This is a genomic window from Zobellia sp. OII3, from assembly GCF_002211465.1.
In the GTDB taxonomy this organism is placed as follows: Bacteria; Bacteroidota; Bacteroidia; order Flavobacteriales; family Flavobacteriaceae; genus Zobellia; species Zobellia galactanivorans.
Genome location: NZ_MWRZ01000006.1, coordinates 1 through 19171, shown reverse-complemented (window position 1 = coordinate 19171; position 19171 = coordinate 1). Strand labels below are relative to the sequence as shown.

General features: G+C 43.0%; 10 protein-coding genes. 4 read left to right on the top strand and 6 right to left on the bottom strand.

Translation table 11 applies throughout. The annotated features are described in order from the left end of the window. Positions 1–67: 67 nt before the first annotated feature. The 3 genes from B4Q04_RS15460 to B4Q04_RS15450 all read right to left on the bottom strand — a co-directional run bounded on the left by B4Q04_RS15460 (position 68) and on the right by B4Q04_RS15450 (position 6261). The gene (locus B4Q04_RS15460) at positions 68–1519 is read right to left on the bottom strand and encodes a RagB/SusD family nutrient uptake outer membrane protein (RefSeq protein ID WP_088697373.1); all 1452 of its coding nucleotides are present in this window, start codon (positions 1517–1519) and stop codon (positions 68–70) included. A 17-nt stretch (positions 1520–1536) separates the two neighbouring features. After that, positions 1537–4992, bottom strand: coding sequence for a TonB-dependent receptor (locus B4Q04_RS15455; RefSeq protein ID WP_088697372.1), 3456 nt, complete (start codon positions 4990–4992; stop codon positions 1537–1539). 132 nt (positions 4993–5124) lie between these two features. Beyond that, positions 5125–6261, bottom strand: a complete 1137-nt coding sequence (locus tag B4Q04_RS15450; protein ID WP_013992291.1) for a FecR family protein — start codon at positions 6259–6261, stop codon at positions 5125–5127. A 276-nt stretch (positions 6262–6537) separates the two neighbouring features. Between B4Q04_RS15450 and B4Q04_RS15445 the strand changes: the two genes are divergently transcribed. Then, complete coding sequence (locus B4Q04_RS15445) at positions 6538–7077, top strand: sigma-70 family RNA polymerase sigma factor (RefSeq protein ID WP_088697371.1); 540 nt, start codon at positions 6538–6540, stop codon at positions 7075–7077. Positions 7078–7122: 45 nt separating this feature from the next. Here the strand turns inward: B4Q04_RS15445 and B4Q04_RS15440 are convergent, their stop codons facing one another. From B4Q04_RS15440 to B4Q04_RS15430, 3 genes are all read right to left on the bottom strand, one after another. After that, the gene (locus B4Q04_RS15440; RefSeq protein ID WP_088697370.1) at positions 7123–8244 is read right to left on the bottom strand and encodes a hypothetical protein; all 1122 of its coding nucleotides are present in this window, start codon (positions 8242–8244) and stop codon (positions 7123–7125) included. A gap of 26 nt (positions 8245–8270) precedes the next feature. Beyond that, the gene (locus B4Q04_RS15435; RefSeq protein ID WP_013992294.1) at positions 8271–9116 is read right to left on the bottom strand and encodes a sugar phosphate isomerase/epimerase family protein; all 846 of its coding nucleotides are present in this window, start codon (positions 9114–9116) and stop codon (positions 8271–8273) included. 208 nt (positions 9117–9324) lie between these two features. Then, positions 9325–10206: an AraC family transcriptional regulator gene (locus tag B4Q04_RS15430; RefSeq protein WP_013992295.1), complete on the bottom strand. Its 882-nt coding sequence runs from the start codon at positions 10204–10206 to the stop codon at positions 9325–9327. A 307-nt stretch (positions 10207–10513) separates the two neighbouring features. Between B4Q04_RS15430 and B4Q04_RS15425 the strand changes: the two genes are divergently transcribed. The 3 genes from B4Q04_RS15425 (at position 10514) to B4Q04_RS15415 (ending at position 18972) form a co-directional block, all read left to right on the top strand. After that, positions 10514–13714 (top strand): PVC-type heme-binding CxxCH protein, encoded by a 3201-nt coding sequence (locus B4Q04_RS15425; protein WP_052725472.1) that lies wholly within the window; start codon positions 10514–10516, stop codon positions 13712–13714. Positions 13715–14271: 557 nt separating this feature from the next. After that, a complete protein-coding gene (locus tag B4Q04_RS15420; RefSeq protein ID WP_013992297.1) occupies positions 14272–17442 on the top strand; it encodes a SusC/RagA family TonB-linked outer membrane protein in 3171 nt (1056 codons plus the stop codon). Positions 17443–17463: 21 nt separating this feature from the next. Further along, positions 17464–18972 carry a RagB/SusD family nutrient uptake outer membrane protein gene (locus tag B4Q04_RS15415; RefSeq protein WP_013992298.1) on the top strand — a complete coding sequence of 503 codons (1509 nt, stop codon included), beginning with the start codon at positions 17464–17466 and terminating at the stop codon, positions 18970–18972. Positions 18973–19171 lie beyond the last annotated feature (199 nt).

Sequence of the window (19171 nt, the reverse complement as noted above, 5' to 3'; positions counted from 1 at the left end):
CGACCAAATACCACAACAATTGATAAAAAACTATTTCATATGACGTCAACAAAAAACATCAACGCACTTACCAACCCTCATTTTGGGTTAGGTTAGGATTCAATCGCACTTGATTATTCGGAATAGGGAAGAGCAACTTATAGTCTTCCACATTTTTTCCCTGGTCTCTCATGACGTTCAAAAATTCGCCTCTTCTTTTTAGGTCCCATGCCCTTTGTCCCTCGAAAGCCAATTCAAACCTTCTTTCTTCCAATACGGCAGTTCTAAACTCGTCTTGAGACAATCCGGCCAAATCAGGAAGATCGGTCTCGACACCGTTTCGAGCTCTTTCTCTCACCCTATTGATCCATGTATATTTATTGTTGTCCGCTGGGTCGACTTCATTTAAAGCTTCGGCAGCGATCAACAATACATCGGCAAACCGGATGACATTAAAATTAACTCCCGATTGCAATTCATTGGCGCGATCATCGAACTTACTGACATAGTAAGGATACACCCCAGGACCATAGGCTTCTTCCATAGTAATGGTACCGGTAACCCCATCGATATGTTCATAGCTATCGGCAATGGTTACCGAACGACGATATGAGATCGGGTTATCATCGGTGAATTCCGTGCTCGGGGCAATAGACCCGCCTACCACGGTATTGGCCCAAAAGGAATTCCCATAGGAACCGGGAAGTGCACGTGGACCAAAGCTTCCTGGAATCGGGTTATTTCTTTCGCCACTTAAATATTGTATCTGGTAAATATGTTCAATACCATTATTGTGCTCAGTCTTAAAGATATGGGCATAGTCATCAAAAAGATCATAGGCCCCTGAATCGATAACCCTTTTGGCATGGACCAAGGCATTTTCGAAATCGTTCCTATAAAGATATATCCGCGCCAACAGTGCATCTGCAATATGGGCATTCAACCTGCCTGCAAGGCTAGTTTCCGGTAATTCCAAAGCGGCCTCGCCCAAATCCCTTGTAATCAAACTATACACCTCATCGGCCGTAGCACGTGGGGTATCTACCGCATCGAACCCAATGGTCGGGGTCTCGTATATGGGCACACCTCCCATTGTTCTGACCAAATGCCAATAAAAAAGGGCCCGCAATGCTTTGGCCTCAGACACGATATCCGCTCTTTTTTCTTCATCGAAATCTATTTCGGCCGTGTATAAGGCCACCTCATTGGCCAAGTTTATACCGTCGTAGGCAGACCTCCAAAAACCTTCGGTGACCTCATTGCTATAGGTAAACTCATCCCATTCGAATAAATCGGATACATTGGGGGATACGGTCGCATTGTCCGCATTTACCTCCCCATAGTTAATTGCGGTGTTGCCATATAATGAATATACAGCATTGTACACACCGTACAATCCGGCCACGGCATCATCTTCAGAAGAATAAAAATTTGCAATACTTATGTTTCCGGCCGGGTTTTCTTCTAAATCTCCCTCACAAGATGTCAGGCACACGGCCAAAGACATCATCAGACCTGTTAGATATGTTATATTTTTCATGATATTTTCTTGTTATATTAAAAACCTAATTTCATTCCAATCCTAAAACTTCTAGAAGAAGGATATGCTCCGTTATCGACCCCGAAACTAACATTACTGGAGGCGTACAAATCTACCTCTGGATCAAAACCGGAATAGTCGGTTATGGTGATCAAATTATCTGCAGCGATATATAGCTGCGCACTTCTGAACCATTGTAACCCGAGGTCATCAATAGGCAAATTATATGAGAGATTGATGGTCTTTACCCGTAAATAAGAACCATCCTCAACATTTCTATCACTAAAGTTTTTCCATTCCCCGGCATTGGTCAAGGGAGCTTCAATGGTACTTCCGGTTCCCGGCCCCTGCCATCGTTCATCGAAGGCCTTTTGCAGCACATTGTGTTTTTGAGGTTGGGCATAGAGTCCGATAGTATTCATATTGGCAATGTCATTTCCTTGACTTCCGTTTATAAATACCGATAGGCTTAAATTTTTATACGAAAATGAATTGGTGAACCCATAGATAAAGTCTGGGTTAGGATCCCCTACCACTTCTTTATCGTCTAAGTTCTGCTTAAAGCCATCGCCATTCAGGTCTCTGTACTTGGGAAGTCCGACCCTATTTACACCACCGACCGTGTTGCCTCCGGCAATAATTTCTTCTTCCGATTCCCAAATACCATCAAAACGATAGCCAAAAAACTGGCCTAAGGGTTTACCTACTTGGGCAATGGACGAACCATAAGCGGTCTCTCCCCTTCCGATTCCATTGATCAGTTCATCGGTACCTTCAGGTAGTTCCAACAGTTTATTTCGGTTAAAGGAGATATTGAAATTAGAGTTCCAGGTAAGTTTCCCGAAATTATGGTTCATTCCAAGGTCAAATTCAAATCCCCTGTTTTCTACCTTACCAATATTTTGGACACTGGTATTATATCCAGATTGCGTAGGTATCGCCACACTTAACAGAAGGTCTTCGGTAGTTTTTACGTAATAGCCCGCCTCAAGATTTAGATGGCCATCAAAAAAGCCCATTTCAAGACCCACATCGGTCTGTTTTGTACGCTCCCATTTTAAATCGGGATTGTTAATTCTATTTGGAGCCAAGCCTACTACCGGAACACCACCAATAATAGGTTGATCGGTTGCCGCATAAAGCGCCAATGAATTATAGGCCCCGATAGATTCGTTACCTGTAAGTCCGTAACTACCCCTTAACTTTAATGCACTAAAGACATTGAGGTCTTGAATAAAATCTTCCTCTACCAGTCGCCAAGCAATAGCTCCCGAAGGGAAGACCCCCCATTTTTTACCGGTACCGAATTTTGAGGAACCGTCCCTACGGATAGAGCCCGTAATGATGTATTTATCGTCAAACACATAGTTGACCCTTCCTAAATAAGACAACAAAGCAGATTCCGTTGCCCCACTCTTAGACGGTCTTGGATCAGAACCCAATTCCAAGTTATTGAACTCGACCAAATCGGTAAAAAAGTCATCGGTACGCGAAAACACGCTCTCTAACTTATTACTTTGGTAGGTATATCCAATAACCGCATCTATCCGGTGCTTATCCCCGATAGACTTGTTGTAGTTAAAAGTGTATTCCGCCAATAGATTGGTTCGCTGCAAGGTTCCTACGGAGGCTATACCCTTATTGGGCAAGGCCTGTGTTTCTGCTGTAGTAGGTGTGTAAGCATTCCTTTTGGAATTGATCAGGTCCGCTCCAAAATTGGCCTTGAACGACAGTCCACTCAATATTTCATATTGCAAAAAAGCATTACTCAAAACGCGTGTGGTATAGGTAAGATCGGTTCGTGTCTTAGCAATGGACACCGGGTTTTCAAGAACTTTTACCGTTTCATCGTGATTGTGCACATAATTGCCGTCACTATCCTTAACCGGAATTACGGGCGTCGTTGTCAAGGCATTCCACAATGGCGTATCGTTTTGATACCCACCTCCATCGGAATCTACCGCATCGTTAATGGTTCGGGTAATATTGGCGTTCATACCAAACTTCAACCTTTCCCCCAAATCTTGATCTAGGTTAAATTTAAGTCCGGCCCGTTTAAAATTAGATTCGATGATGATCCCGTCTTGGTCCATATAGTTACCGGAAACCAAATATCTGGTCCCTTCACGACCTCCTGAAACGGTAAGGTTGTAATTATTGGTAATGGCGCTCCTGAAAATCTGGTCTTGCCAATCGGTTCCTTCCCCTAAATCTTCGGGCAAAGGCTTGTTTATTCCGTCATATATAAGTGGTTGACTGTTATTGGTAGCCCACTCGTTCGTCAGGATCGCAAGTTCTTCGGCATTTGCCAAATCCAACTTTTTCCTAACCGAGCTGATGGTAGAGGAATATTCAAAATCGATTTTCGCCTTACCCTGACCTCCTCTTTTGGTAGTAACGATCACTACGCCATTAGCCCCCCTAGCTCCGTAAATCGCCGTTGCGGAAGCATCTTTCAAAACTTCTATCGAGGCAATTTCGGAAGAACTGATACTGGTTAAGGGGTCACTTGCCGAAGCCCTGTTCCCTCCTGCTTCGGGAGTCGTATTACTATTGTCTATAGGAAAACCATCGACTACATATAGGGGTTGACTAGAAGCATTGATAGAGTTCGTTCCCCTTACCCTGATTCGGATACCACCGCCAGGCGCGTTGGAAGCCGCCCTAATATCAACACCGGAAGCCTTACCTTGCAAGGACTGTACAAAGGTATTGGAAGGTGTTTTTTCGAGGTCGGAACCTTTTACAGAAGCCACGGAACCCGTAAGATCTTTTTTCCGTACCGTTCCATACCCTACGACAACAACTTCTTCAAGGCCTGCTGCATCTTCCTTTAAACCAATGTTCACGGAAGATTGTCCGTTCAACCCGACTTCCTTGGTGGCGAAACCGATATATGAAATTACCAGAACCGCATTTTCATCGGCAACATTCAATACAAAATTTCCATCAAAATCACTTTGGGTACCGTTCGTGGTTCCCTTTTCCAAAATATTCGCCCCTGGCAAAGGTGCGCCATCGGCGTCGGAAACCATACCCGAAACCTGAAATTGGACAGGGTCTTCGTTGTACATAACCTTATTATCGGTACTCGGAGGCCTTTTTTCTTTTGGGTTTTTCTTGGTGAGGATGATTTGCCGATTTCGGGTCTTATAAGCCACATCAGAACGGTCAAATAGAAGGGCCAATATTTCCGAAATTTTCTTGTTCTCAATGTGTAATGTCACTTTTCTGTCAACATCTATCCGTTCACTTTCATATAAAAAACGGAACTCGGAAATCGATTCTATTTCATTGAAAACCTGCTCTATACTAGTATTCTCGAGATTTAAGGTCAATTTCTTACCCTGTGCGTAAGAGTTGGCCTGAATCTCAAACAATGAAACTATAAGTAATATGGTGGTGAGTTTCATTTTTAGGTTCATTTTAGGGAAATACCGGAACGGCAACCCCCAACTAACGATTTTTTTCATAGTTTTGGTTGGATTAAATAATTTAGAAAACGTTGTTTAATTCGCACTTATTCAATCGGGAAATGGTCTCAAGCATTTTCCGATTTTTTTATTGAAAGCATTATTTACATAGGCACTGTCTTTTGTAATTATCTATTGTATTATAACCTCTTTGTCCCTTATCTCATATTTCAAGGGATATATCTCCCCAATTGATTTCATAACATCATCTATAGTCTCGACATTGACATTAAAGCGAGCATTCAGCACCTTATTTGCCAACATGGTGTTGTAATTCGTAATCGACACATTATAACTCCGTTCCAACCGCTTTTGCATGGCCGAGAACATGGTGTTACGAAATACGATTTCGCCACTTACCCATCCGGTATACAGGCCAACATCGACATTTTCGGTATTGGTTACGTGGGAATTCTTGTCCCATGTACCCTTTGTTCCGGGCGTTAAGATGATGTGATCTTCCGGTTTTACCGAATTGCCCATACTTACGGACCCCTCTACCAAAACGGTATTGATTTCAGCATCCTCATCATAACTTGTCAGGTTGAATTCAGTACCCAAAACTTCAACAGCTACTTCATTGGCATGGACCACAAAAGGGTGATCCGCATCTTTTGCCACCTTAAAATAGGCCTCCCCTTCTAGAAAGACTTCCCTTTTTCCTTCCTTCAAAAATTTCACGGGGTATTTTATTTTCGTGCCAGAGTTCAGGTGCACCACCGTACCGTCGGACAATTCCACATTGAAAATCTTGCCAAAGGGAATTTCCAATTCGTTATACACCAATTCATCTATTTCAGAATCGACCTTATAGGTAATTTTATCGCCCTTTTGCACCCCCAGAACCTTGCCTGTATTCGATACGATTTGTTGGCTCTGCCCTTTCTGGAGTACCTTGACGTTGTTTTCGCCCATTTTAAGCTTAATGGCCGTTGCCTCAATTGGCGCCGACTTTCCGTCTTTATCTTGAAAAAAGAAATAACCTAGGGCCAAGAAGGAGACCAGCACTGCGGCGTATTTCATGACCGGCTTTATAAAAGAGACAGGGCGCTTTCTTGAATTTACCGTTTTTTTCATGAACTGCCGCCATTCTTCTTCCGTATCGAGTTCTTCCAAAAAAAGCAAAGCTTCCGAAATCAGGTTTTCCCCATAGAGCGTATACACCGCTTCTCTTTCCGCTTCGGTCAAACTCCCTAAAGTCCCAGGGTCGACTTTTCCCGACTTCCCCACCTCTATTAAAACCGATTTCAATTGTTCCTTATGGTACATTACAAATGTTCTTTTACTCGATAATCGAGATTAAATGCTCCGAGGCCTGCCTCGAAATCAAGGTGTATTCCTTTTAATGCCTCGCAGGCTTGCCCCGAGGTAGTTTACTATTAGGTTCCCGGAACAATAAATCAGGGTGACAAAATTTTACGATTTTATTAAGAATTTGATAGTTTTTTGTCTTAGTTAAAATTAAATCACTATAATTGAATTGATTTTTCAATCAAATACACAATCCCCTACATTAATAACCGACCATAACAAGCACATTTAACGATGTCACTATTTCAAAAGAAAAACAGTCATGAGATGGAATCGCTCTTTAAGGAGTACTTCCCCCTTTTGTGTCTAGTTTCGTTTGGAATCGTAAAGGACAAGGATGTCGCAAAGGACGTTGTTCAAGATTTTTTCATTTCGTATTGGCAGCGAAGGGAAAGTGTTTCAATTACGGTTTCTTTTAGGGCCTACGCCATTAGGGCGGTAAAAAATCTTAGTTTAAAGAGTCTTGAGAAGGCAAAAAAACAAAAATTGATCTTGGCGGATTTACAGGTCGAGAACTACGAAGACCCCAAATTTGGGGAGACCGTAAATGAAAAAGGAAATGTTCTCGCCCTTTTGGACCAGCTTCCGGAAAGTAGAAGACAAATCTTTATTTCTGCGATCCTAAACGGACAGAGTTATGCCGAAATCGCAAAGAACCAGGGCATATCAATCAACACCGTAAAAACACAAATGAAGCGTGCCTATGCGTTCTTAAGACAAGAAGGAGTACAAAAAGCACTCCATTCCCTCATCTGGTTTTCTTGTTTCTTGTAAGGGCAACAAACTTCTTGATGCTGCCCTAAATTGGAAGTCGCTCCCTTATTCGAAGCTTTCTATACTCAATTGTTTTGCCGGCCAATAGTCAGCCTTTCTAAATTCAAACTTTGTTGGCTTATAGTCGCCCACTAAGGATACATTGGCTTTCTCGGGAATTTCCAGGTCAAGTCCCCAGAACACCCCGTTCACCAACAATCTTCTTGTGCCCTCGATCAAAAGGTCATTGGCCGCCCCAACGGTAGAGGCAATAGCTTTTCCTTTTTTACCGTTCGGCAATTGGTAGCTTTTGATCCAGGTAACGGGCATCAATTCATCGCCTAGGCTCTCACCATCTTTATTAGTAGTGGCTATTTCATCGTCGGTAGGCCTCATTCCGAAGAAGATATCATTCTCATCGTATTCCCCTTTTCTGTTCATCACCTGCCCCAAAATAATAGGCTGTGAGTCACCGGGAAGAGGAAGTCGAACCCCGTATACATCACTAGACCCCCATACATCGCCATCGGAAATTCCATTGGTAATACCCGTTGTATTGGCTCCTATAGCGACCATACCTTTAGTACTCTGGTGTTTGTGGTGCCCGTGATGACGGATCCAAGTTTCACCAAGTACCAAACGTCCAAAACCGCCTTCCCATTCGGTCTTGTCCCCTTTGTAGTTAAAGCTGTAATGGGCGTAGTTTGAATCGGAATCCTCAGGAAAGTTAAATGCATGGGTCGCAGTTCTGAGTCCCATAACCGGTTTCCCCGATTTTAAGTAATCGTCAATATATTTCATCTGTCCATCGGGAAGCGCGCGAAATCTTGTAAAGATAACCATCATATCGGCCGCGGTCAATGCTTCCAAGCCCGGAATATTAGTGACATGATTGGCGTTTACGATACCCGGCTTATCTTCTTCTTGGGCAAACAAGACCGTACATTTAAAACCGTGGTGCTTTGATAAGATTTTTGCCAACTGGGGCAAGGCTTCCTCCGAACGATACTCTTCATCCCCTGAAACCAAAACGATATGTTTTGCATTCTCATCGGCTCCATCAAAGGTCAACCATTTTTTGGGCGCATCGACCTCCTTGGTCGTTTCTGGTCCTTTGGCAACCGTCTCCTTTTGTTCTTTACACGCAAATAAAAATAGACAAATTACAATGGGCAATACATTTTTCATTCTGTTCAGGTTTATTTAGATAACAATTATTTTGTTATTCCCAAGCCTTGGGATATAAGCTTAAATCCTTCGGTATATACTTCTTCTACAGGAGAGTAGTTGCGCCATACATTGATGGCGTTGGCAAATTCAGGTATGGCCGTACTGAATGCTTCAATGGTCACCCATCCATGGTAGTCAATTTCCTTTAGGGCCGAGAATACGTCGTCCCAATCAATTTGTCCTTTGCCCGGCGTTCCCCTATCATTTTCACTGATATGGACATGTTTGAGGTGCGGTGCTATCGTTTTGATCGCGCCAGATTGACTCTTTTCTTCAATATTGGCGTGGTGGGTATCGAACATGGCTCCCAAATTCGGATGGTTTACCGTTTTGACCATCTCACCTAAATCGGCCATTGTATTATAAAGATAGCATTCAAATCTGTTGACCGCCTCGGGCGTTAAGATAATATTGGCCCCTTTGGCATATTCTGCGGCCTTCAACAGCATTTCGTTGCTCCATTTCTTTTCGTCTAAGGTAGGCGGTTGTCTTGTAAACAAGGCAAAAGTCGAATGAAAAGGCCCGCATAAGACCTCGGCGTTGGCAGCCTCACCCATATCGATAGACCACTTTAAACGCTCAAGACCCGCTTCCCTGACCTTTTTATCAGGACTCGCTATATTTTGCTCTGCCGATAAGGATGCTACTCCCGTAACCCCCATGTCAATACTCGAAAAATGACGGCCCAATCCTGAATAATATTTTTCGCTGCCCTCCCCGAAGAAGAGCTCTATACCGTCGTATCCGGTTTTTTTCAAATCATCTACAATACCAAAGTGTTGCTCGGTGACGTGGTTCGTCCAAAGCAACATATTCATCCCTATTTTCATTCTATAATGGTTTCTTTAAATCTTAACTTGAACTCAATTAAAAATAAAATTCGCCAGTGATTTCTCACAAAAGATCAAAACACATAAGCTGCGAATTCCATACAATTAACAAAGCTAGCGCTAAATGAAACTTCAAAATTCCTCTATTTTCTTAAAGACTGATACTTTTTTTTCCTCAACGAAGCCATTTCTACTATAATTTTAACCATTACATAGGTGCCTGAATATTCAAAAAAAGCTTTCTATATTCAAGCGGACTCATATCGGTGATGGACTTAAACTGCCTATTAAAATTAGACAAGGCGTTATAACCGCATTCATAACTTATTTGCGAAATATTAAAGTTATCCTCTAAAAGCAGTTTCCGCGCATGACCGATCCGGATCTCGTTTACAAAGCGCGTAAACGTCTTATTTGCCCTAGGTTTAAAGTACCTACAGAAGGAAGTGGTAGTCATATTCAACAAACCGGCCGCTTCGTCAAGGGAAATATTGGTCTTGAAATTGGCCATTACATAATCGTAAACCTTGCGCATCTTTTCGGCATCGCCTCCCCTAAAGGCATTCATATAATTAGGACTGGCCAATATGTTATATTCGGTACTGTTAGATAAGGTATCCAATATCTTAAGAAGATGCAGAATCCTTTTAAACCCTTTTTGTTTGTCAAGCTCCAAGATGAGCCTAATAATGATATCCCTAGTTTCCCCTAGAAATTCTATTCCCCTCAGGGAATGTTCCACAAGTTTATTGATTTTATAAAACTCTTCCATCTCAAGAAGCGGTTCGCTCAAAAGCACATGATCGAAATAGATGACCAGCCCCCTAGTCGTTAGCCCACTGTCCTTTTCAAAATAAATATCATCATTTCGCCACAGGTGAGGAAGGTTAGGCCCCGTCATCACGAGGTCTCCCTTTTTAAAGTTCTGTACATGATCACCTATAAACCGGGTTCCCTCCCCTTCCATGATATACGAAATCTGAAACTCGGGGTGAAAATGCCAATTCGGATTAAAATTGGGACCGATAAGGTCTTTATATATAAAAGTTTCCTTAGGGGTCAACGTCTTTTCTATACTCGGAGCACTCATAAATTTTCTTTATAAACGGGATTATTTGTCAATATAGGATAAAAAAGTATCAACTTTTAATAAGATACAGGATAATTTAATTCAAAATCTATTATAGCTTTGTCTACTCACGTACCAACCACCTAATTTTATCGCACATTTTTTAAAAATAAAACACTTTATATGTATCCAAATTACGATATTTACAAGTGTAAAATACACATTTAATAATTAAATACCGAACGAAGCTTTATTTTTCGACAAAACCACCAACCGCACCAAGCCAAAACGTCGATTTTTTCGACACCAACAATTTATTCTACATACTATGAAATTCATTAGAAGAACAGCTCTAAAAATGACCGCCACGGTTTTCGTGATGGCCACATTTCTTTTCGCCTGTAGCGAAAAAAAGAGCAACACCTTAACGCTTGATAAAAACTCTCGTATTGTTTTAGTAGGAAGCAATCTTGGTTCGAGAATGATGGAATTCGGACATTTTGAAACCGAAATGAACCTAAGGCACCCCAACGATTCACTCTTCATTAGAAACATGTGTGATGGAGGGAACACCCCTGCTTTCAGGCCACATGCCGCAAGAAAATCGCCATGGGCTTTTCCCGGCGCCGACAAATTCGAGCACGATCCGGGCAGCAGAATACACTTTATCGAAGATGATGGAGGCCACCAATCGGGCAGCGTTGGCCACTTCCCCACCCCTGATGAATGGATTACCAGCCTAAAACCCGATATTATAATCGCCTTTTTCGGCTACCTAGAGTCTTTTGAAGGCCAAGAAGGTCTTGACAACTACCGCGAAGAACTCCGTGCCTTTATCAAACATACCCTAAGCACAAAGTACAACGGTGTCGCCCCACCTCAAATGGCCTTAGTTTCTCCCATTGCTTTTGAAAACCTATCGGATAAGATGGATTTGCCCGACGGCACCCAAGAAAACAAAAATTTGGCCCTGTACACCCAAACCATGAAAGAGGTGGCCGCAGAAGAGGGCATTCTTTTCGTCGATGCCTTTGAGGTGACAAAAGAATGGTACGAAACCGAAGATGAAGACCTTACCCAAGACGGATTTCAATTAACCGACACGGGTTACAAAAAATTCGGAAAACTTTTGGCCGATGCCATTTTCGGGGAGAAACAGGCCGATGAAACCAATCGCCAACTCGTACATGATGCCGTTATAGAAAAGAACTGGTTCTGGCTCAACGACTTTAAGATCCCCAATAGTGTTCATGTATATGGAAGAAGATACAATCCTTATGGTCCGGAGAACTATCCGTTCGAAATTGCAAAGATTCGCGAAATGACCGCCATCAGGGATACGGCCATTTGGGAAGCCGCAAACGGCAAAAAAATGGATTTGGCGGCCGCTGATGCCAAAACAAAAAAGCTCCCTCCCGTAAAGACCAACTATAAGGAAAGTGAGAAAAACGGCACCCCGGAATACCTTTATGGCGAAGAGGCCTTGGCACAAATCAAAACTGCCCCCGGTTACAAAGTAGAACTGTTTGCTTCCGAAGAGCAATTTCCCGATTTAGCGAACCCCGTTCAGATGTCATTTGATAACAAAGGACGTTTATGGGTAGCGGTCATGCCAAGTTACCCCCACTACAAAGCAGGGGACAGCAAACCGAATGACAAACTTTTGATTTTTGAAGATACCGATGGTGATTACAAGGCCGACAAGCAAACCGTTTTTGCCGACGGCCTACACCTTACTATCGGGTTTGAATTTGCCCCAGAAGGCGTATACATGTCGCAAGGAAACAACTTGATTCTATTGAAAGATACGGATGGGGACGACAAAGCCGACAAAAAGGAGATTATATTAAGCGGATTCGATGATCACGATACCCACCATGCCATTAGCGCCTTTACAACAGACCCTTCAGGGGCTATCTATATGGGTGAAGGCACGTTTCTTCACACCAATGTAGAAACGGCCTATGGTACGGTACGCGGAACCAACGGTGGTTTTTACCGATACAGTCCACAACGTCACCATCTTGAACGCACCGCCCAATTGGCCATCCCGAATCCTTGGGGGATTGCTTTTGACAACTGGGGACAGCCCTTCTTCGAGCACACCTCCGGACCTTCCGCAACATGGATGATGCCCGGAACGATTGTTCCTCGATACGGAGTGAGTTCTCCAATCCCGGAAAACCTTATCGAAAAAGACCACTTGGTACGTCCTACCTCTGGATTGGAATTTGTTTCCAGCCGTCATTTCCCCGATAACGTTCAGGGCGATATGTTGATCAACAACACGATTGGATTTAGGGGAACCAAACAACATAAAATGGTAGATGACCCAAAAACTGCAGGTTATATCAGTAAGCACCGACAAGACCTTATTTTCTCCGATGATAAAAACTTTAGACCGGTAGATCTCGAATTTGCCCCCGATGGTTCGCTGTACTTTTTAGACTGGAGCAATGTCTTGATCGGACATATGCAACACAATGCGCGTGACCCGTTAAGAGATCATGTTCATGGAAGAATTTATAGGGTCACCTATCCTTCCAGGCCCTTGCTTCAGCCAGCTAAAGTTGCCGACGCCAGTATTGAAGAATTATTGGAGAACTTAAAACTTCCTGAATACAGAACCCGTTACCGTACAAAAAGAGAATTACGTGCACGTGACGCAAATGAAGTTTTGGGCAAATTAAAGACATGGGTTGCCAACCTAGATAAGAACGATGCCAATTATGAGCATAACCTTTTGGAAGGTTTGTGGGTTACTTGGGGACTGAACCAAATAGACAGGGACCTATTGACCCAACTCTTGAAAGCAAAAGACTTTAGGGCGCGCGCTGCGGCGGTTGGAGTACTTAGATATGCCGGGCACCAAATCGACGATCAGGCCGAACTATTGATGCAAGCCGCAAAAGACGATAACCCAAGGGTTCGACTGGAAGCCTTAGTGGCAGCATCAAGACTGGGCAAAGATGTAGGCATACCCATTATCACCGAAGCGGGCAAAAAGGGACTCGACAAATGGATGGAACGACCCTACGAGGCAGCACTTGCCCATTTGAACGGACATAGGGCCGGCGAAAAGCCCAAAGACGTAATCGAAACCGACCTCAAAGGAAAAGACCTAGAACTTTTAATGGCGGGACAAGAAATTTACGAGCGGGATGGTTACTGTGCCACTTGTCACCAATCCGATGGCCAAGGCCTTTCCGCTTCCGGATTCCCTCCATTGGCCGGTTCAAAATGGGTTACCGGTAGCGAAGAGCGATTGATAAAACTAACCACCAACGGAATCATGGGCCCCATAGAAGTCAAGGGCAAAAAATATCCCGGCCAAGTACCTATGACCCCTTTCGGGAAATTGTTGGACGAAGAAGAAACTGCCGCCGTACTCACCTATGTTAGAAATACCTTCGGCAACAAAGCCTCGACCATCTCCCCTGAAAAAGTTAGGGAAGTCCGTGAAAAAATCAAAGATAAAGAAGGCTTCTACTCGCCCGAAGAACTATTACAAGAACACCCGATGGAGTAATCGAACCAAACCACACTTATCTTTAAAAGGAGGCATTCAAACGAATGTCTCCTTTTTTATGTTCCCGTGAAAAAGGGCTCGGTTCTTAGCTGAAAACACCCCCTCCCTAATGTTAAAATGAACTTAAATTCCTACTATTTTATCATTGCCTAAATTTGATTTTCCATCTCCATAGAAACAAAAATTTCACATCTCTTCCGTTAAATATAGAGAAATTTATCAGGGACTAACAAGAAATCGATTTTTCAAAAAACAACACCCCTACCGCCATTTACATCTAATTTATAAGGCTTTACAGACACCGAAAATTATTGAGGTTTAAAAAAAAGCCTATCAATAAAAAATAATTATCAAATAAAACGACAATAGGGTCAAATCGATAACTGTTTTTGTAACAAATATGTATTTCGTTAAAAAATATATCACAAAATACAGAATTATCAATTTATGGCAAAAAAATACCATAATTTGCAATTTAACAGGTATACTCGCTTCACTCATACCGCTACATTTGAATTAATTCCTCTAACTAATTCAACAACTTAAACTTTTAGACTATGACTTCAATGTTATCATCTTTTAAGATCAAACAGCTTTGTTTCTTATTAGGTATTCAAATTGTATGTCTCCAATCTTCCTTTGGAGCGAGTATATCTGTCGACGTGACCGACGGGTATACAGAGAGAAAAGACGCAATTCCTTATCCATCATCGGATGAGCAAGACAACGTAATTACCGGTACGGTAAGCGACCAAGGCAACCAACCTTTACCTGGTGCGAGTATTATAGAAAAAGGTACCACAAATGGTGTCACAACCGATTTTGACGGTAATTTTTCCATCGAAGTAAGTAGCAGCGATGCGGTACTTGTCATTTCCTATATCGGCTATTCGGCAAAAGAAATTCCCGTTAGCGGACAGAGTAACATAGTGGTTACCCTTGACGAAAATGCAGCTGCCTTGGACGAGGTTGTTTTAATCGGGTACGGTACCCAAAAGAAAAGCGACCTCACTGGTGCCGTCGGCTCCGTAAAAGCCGAAGAATTGGCAGAAAGGCCCGCCGCCTCAATGAATCAGGCCATAGCAGGTAAGATTTCCGGAGTCAATGTAACCTCGGGATCTGGTAGACCAGGAGGAAGAACAGTGGTACGAATTCGCGGTAACACCTCGGTAAGTATTGCCAATACTCCCTTGTACGTAATTGATGGCGTTATTCTTAGTGCCGCAAACTTGCCCAACGGCAGTACGCCCATTGATTATATGAACCCAAATGACATTGAATCCATTGAAGTTTTAAAAGATGCTTCCGCAACGGCTATTTACGGGGCTAGAGGAGCAAATGGCGTTATCTTGGTAAGTACCAAAAGAGGTACGACCGGTGGCGGTGGCCGTCTTAACTACGATGTAGATTTCAGTATAGGGACATTACCCAAGAAACTTGATTTACTCAACTCGGAAGAGTTTCTTCAAGTCGAGGAAACCGCCTATGCAAACGCTGAAAAATTCGACCCCGACGGATGGGCCGGAGGTAGGTACACAGACCCTAGACTTAAAAGAACGGACCCTAGACTTTTTGATACGGAAGGCAACCCATTATATGATACCGACTGGCAAGATGAAGCCATAAGAACCTCATTTACCCAAAACCACCAACTCTCTTTTACAGGGGGTACCAAACAGGGCAACTATGGACTTTTTATGGGATTTCGAGATGAGCAAGGCCTTATTATAGAATCTTGGTTAAAACGCTATTCAGCCCGATTTACCATGGATTCCGACATTACCGATTGGCTCAGGGTCGGTGGTAGTTTAGGATATAACGACCAAAACGAAAAACAAGTGGATCAACTTGGGGGCGGAGGGATCACCACGATGAGACAGGTGTTTGAGGCCTTACCCATAATTCCCGTAAAATATGAAGATGGAAGCTGGGGTTCCAATTTAGACTATCCCGGTATGGAAGGCGGCGGAAGCCCTGTTGCCGTTGCAAACGACAGAAGGTACTTTCTAAAAACACAATCGGTTATTGGTAATTTTTATAGCAATATTTCCTTCCATAAAAACTTACAACTACGAACAACGGTCGGTGCCAACATAATAAATCAAAGAAATGATTACTATGGAAGTAAGGACCTAAGATATATCGCCCAACCTGATGGTAACGCCTATGTCGAAAACGGTCGTTACAATTCATGGCAATTTGAAAATTACCTGACGTATAATAAAGATTTTGAAAACGAAAATTCATTGACCGCCATGGTGGGACTGTCTTGGCAGCATATAGATGAATTCAAGTCAAAGGCAGAGACTAGAGGATTCGCCGATGATTTTTATGGCTTTAACAATCTGGCAGCAGGTTCCAACCCCCAGACACCTACCTCAAGTAGTATTGCCTACGGACTAAACTCTTACTTTGGCCGTGTAAACTACAACCATCAAAACAAATATTTACTGACCTTAACAGGAAGGGCCGACGGTTCTTCAAAATTCGGTCCTGAAAATCAATTTGCTTTCTTCCCATCGGCCGCTTTGGCCTGGAGGGTTTCCAACGAAGATTTTTTATCACAAAGTGAAACCATTTCAAACTTAAAAATAAGAGCTAGTTACGGGGCCACGGGAAATTCAGAAATTCCAGCATATAGGGCCTTGGCCGGACTGGAAAGCGGTTCTGTCATCTTTGCGGGAGACCGGGCTTCCTATAACATTCCACAGCGTATGGCCAACCCCGACTTACGATGGGAGAAAACGGAACAAGTAGATGCCGGACTTGAATTAGGCCTTTTGAACAACCGTATTTCCATAGAATTGGATGTGTACCGTAAGCTTACCACCGATATGCTTCTTAACGCCCCTGTACCTTCCACCAGTGGTTTCTCAAACGTTTTTCGAAATGTGGGAAGCATGGAGAACAAGGGTGTTGAAATCAACCTAAACACTATCAATGTTGACAACGAGCTTTTCGGTTGGAATTCAAATTTCAATATTTCCATCAACAAAAACAAAGTAGTGGCACTTTCTGGCGGATCCGATATCTTTTTGGGATCTACACTAATTCGTGAAGGAGAGCCCGTAGGCACTTTCTTCGGATATATTGACGAAGGTACTTGGAACACCGATGAGGCTGCCGAAGCAGCTATCTATGATAGACTTCCAGGAGACATCAAATACAAAGACCTTAATGACGATGGCGCCATTAACAGTGATGACAGGGCCATCATAGGAAAAGGTATCCCTGATGGTTTCGGAACTTTTTCCAACACCTTCAGATATGGAAACCTAGAACTATTGGTAGACCTTCAATTTCAATATGGCAACAGCCTTATGTACCGCGACGAACACTCTGCGGAAGACCGTCAAACCATTGCCAATAGTTTTTCTACGGTTTTAAATGCTTGGACTCCCGATAATCAAGATACCGATATCGCACAAATAAGACCCATAGCAGCCGGGTATGACACCAACAACGATTCCGGGAAGCTAAAGGACGCTTCCTTTTTAAGGGGGCGAAACGTGATGCTCTCCTATGTCTTTAAACCTGAACTGACCAAGCGTTTGCACCTAAGTCGTTTGAGATTGTACACTTCCGTACAGAACTTTTTTGTCGCCTCAAAGTTTCCGGGATACGATCCAGAGAGCTCAAATGGCGGCGGTACGTTCGATCAAGGTTTTTCCTTATACGATTACCCCAGACCCCGCACATTCATGATAGGGCTTAATGTTGGATTGTAATAATATTAAAAAGATAAAAAAATGAAAACCTATAAAAACTTTATAAGAACTATAGTGGTCTTGACCGCTGTATCGCTTACATTTTCATGTAGTGACTTTTTAGATGAAGAAGACGAATCTAACTTTACTACCGATACTTATTTCACTAAAGCAGAACATGCGGAAAGTGCGATAAATGGCATCTATGAACCTTTGGTCCCCATTACAAATAGTGGTTTCGGAGGTGGAACCTGGCTGATGCTTGAATTTGCCACTGGACTTGCAAATACTTCCTTGGGTCAGGCGACCAACATTTATCTGGTCAAAGATTTGATCAATAATTCGGACAATGGATATGGCAGCAGTTTTTGGAACGAATATTACACGGGCATATCAAGGGCGAATTTGGCCATTGAAAAGATTCCAGAGATCAACATGGACGAGACCGAAAAGCAGAATTACTTGGCAGAAGCCAAATTCTTTAGGGCGTATTACTACTTTGGTTTGGTGCGCATGTTCGGAAACATCCCGATCATAACCGAATCCGTTGATTTGACCTCAGAGCAACTCTACCCTGAGCAGGCTTCCGCAGAAGCAGTTTACGATTTGATCATCAGCGACCTGACCGATGCCGAAAATTCTAGCCTACCATGGAGAGACGAATCAGGCCGGGTCTCAATGGGAGCGATCAAGACTTTATTGGCCGATGTTTATTTGACCATGGGAGGTTTTCCCCTTCAAAAAACGGAAAACTTCCAGCTTGCGGCCAATAAAGCAAAAGAGGTAATCGATTCAAAGCAATACACCATATTCGATTCGTATGACGACCTACATAATCCCGCAACCAAGAATACGGGAGAATATATCTTTATGACCCAATTTGCGGCCAATATCCAATCGGGTAACTGGCAACCCGCAATTTTACCCTATAACTTGGGAATTTCGGCTTATTCGGCACAGACCGGTGGCATTTTCTCTACCAATGAGTTTGCCAATTCATATGAAGCCGACGATAAAAGGGCAAAAGAGAAGGAATTCTATTTTACCAGCTATTCATTGGAAGCCGACAGAACGGACAGTGTTAATCTAGGTGCGCCATATATTTTCAAGCATTTTGACATACAGGCCAATGAAGAAAGCGCCCAATCTGACCTGAACTGGTGTATTTACCGCTATGCCGATGTATTGCTCATGTATGCCGAAGCGGCTAACGAAGCGGAAGGCGCACCATCAACCGATGCCTATGATGCGATCAATGAGATAAGACAGCGTGCGGAGGTTCCTGATCTTTCCGGTCTTTCACAAGCCGACTTTAGAGAAGCTGTACGTATCGAAAGGATTCATGAACTGAGCTTTGAAAATAAGACTTGGTACGATATGGCACGCTGGAGACAAGCTTATAATCCGGAAACCAATGAGCTTGAGGACTTCGTGGGACATCATTTTACCTACCTCCCGAACAAAGCCTTGACAGAAAGAGAGCTCTTGTTCCCCATACCTACATCGGAAATGCAGAACAACCCTAATCTAGTACAGAACCAAGGGTATTAAAATATTATCCATTCTAAACCAGAAAAGCCATTGGTCTATTATTGATCAATGGTTTTTTGTAATGTGAGATGAGCCATGGTCAAAAAAAAAGGTCCCGACCAGTAAAACTGATCGGGACCTCGAAGTAAGGCGGCTTCCTACTCTCCCACCTATTGGCAGTACCATCGGCGCTAGCGGGCTTAACTTCCCTGTTCGGAAT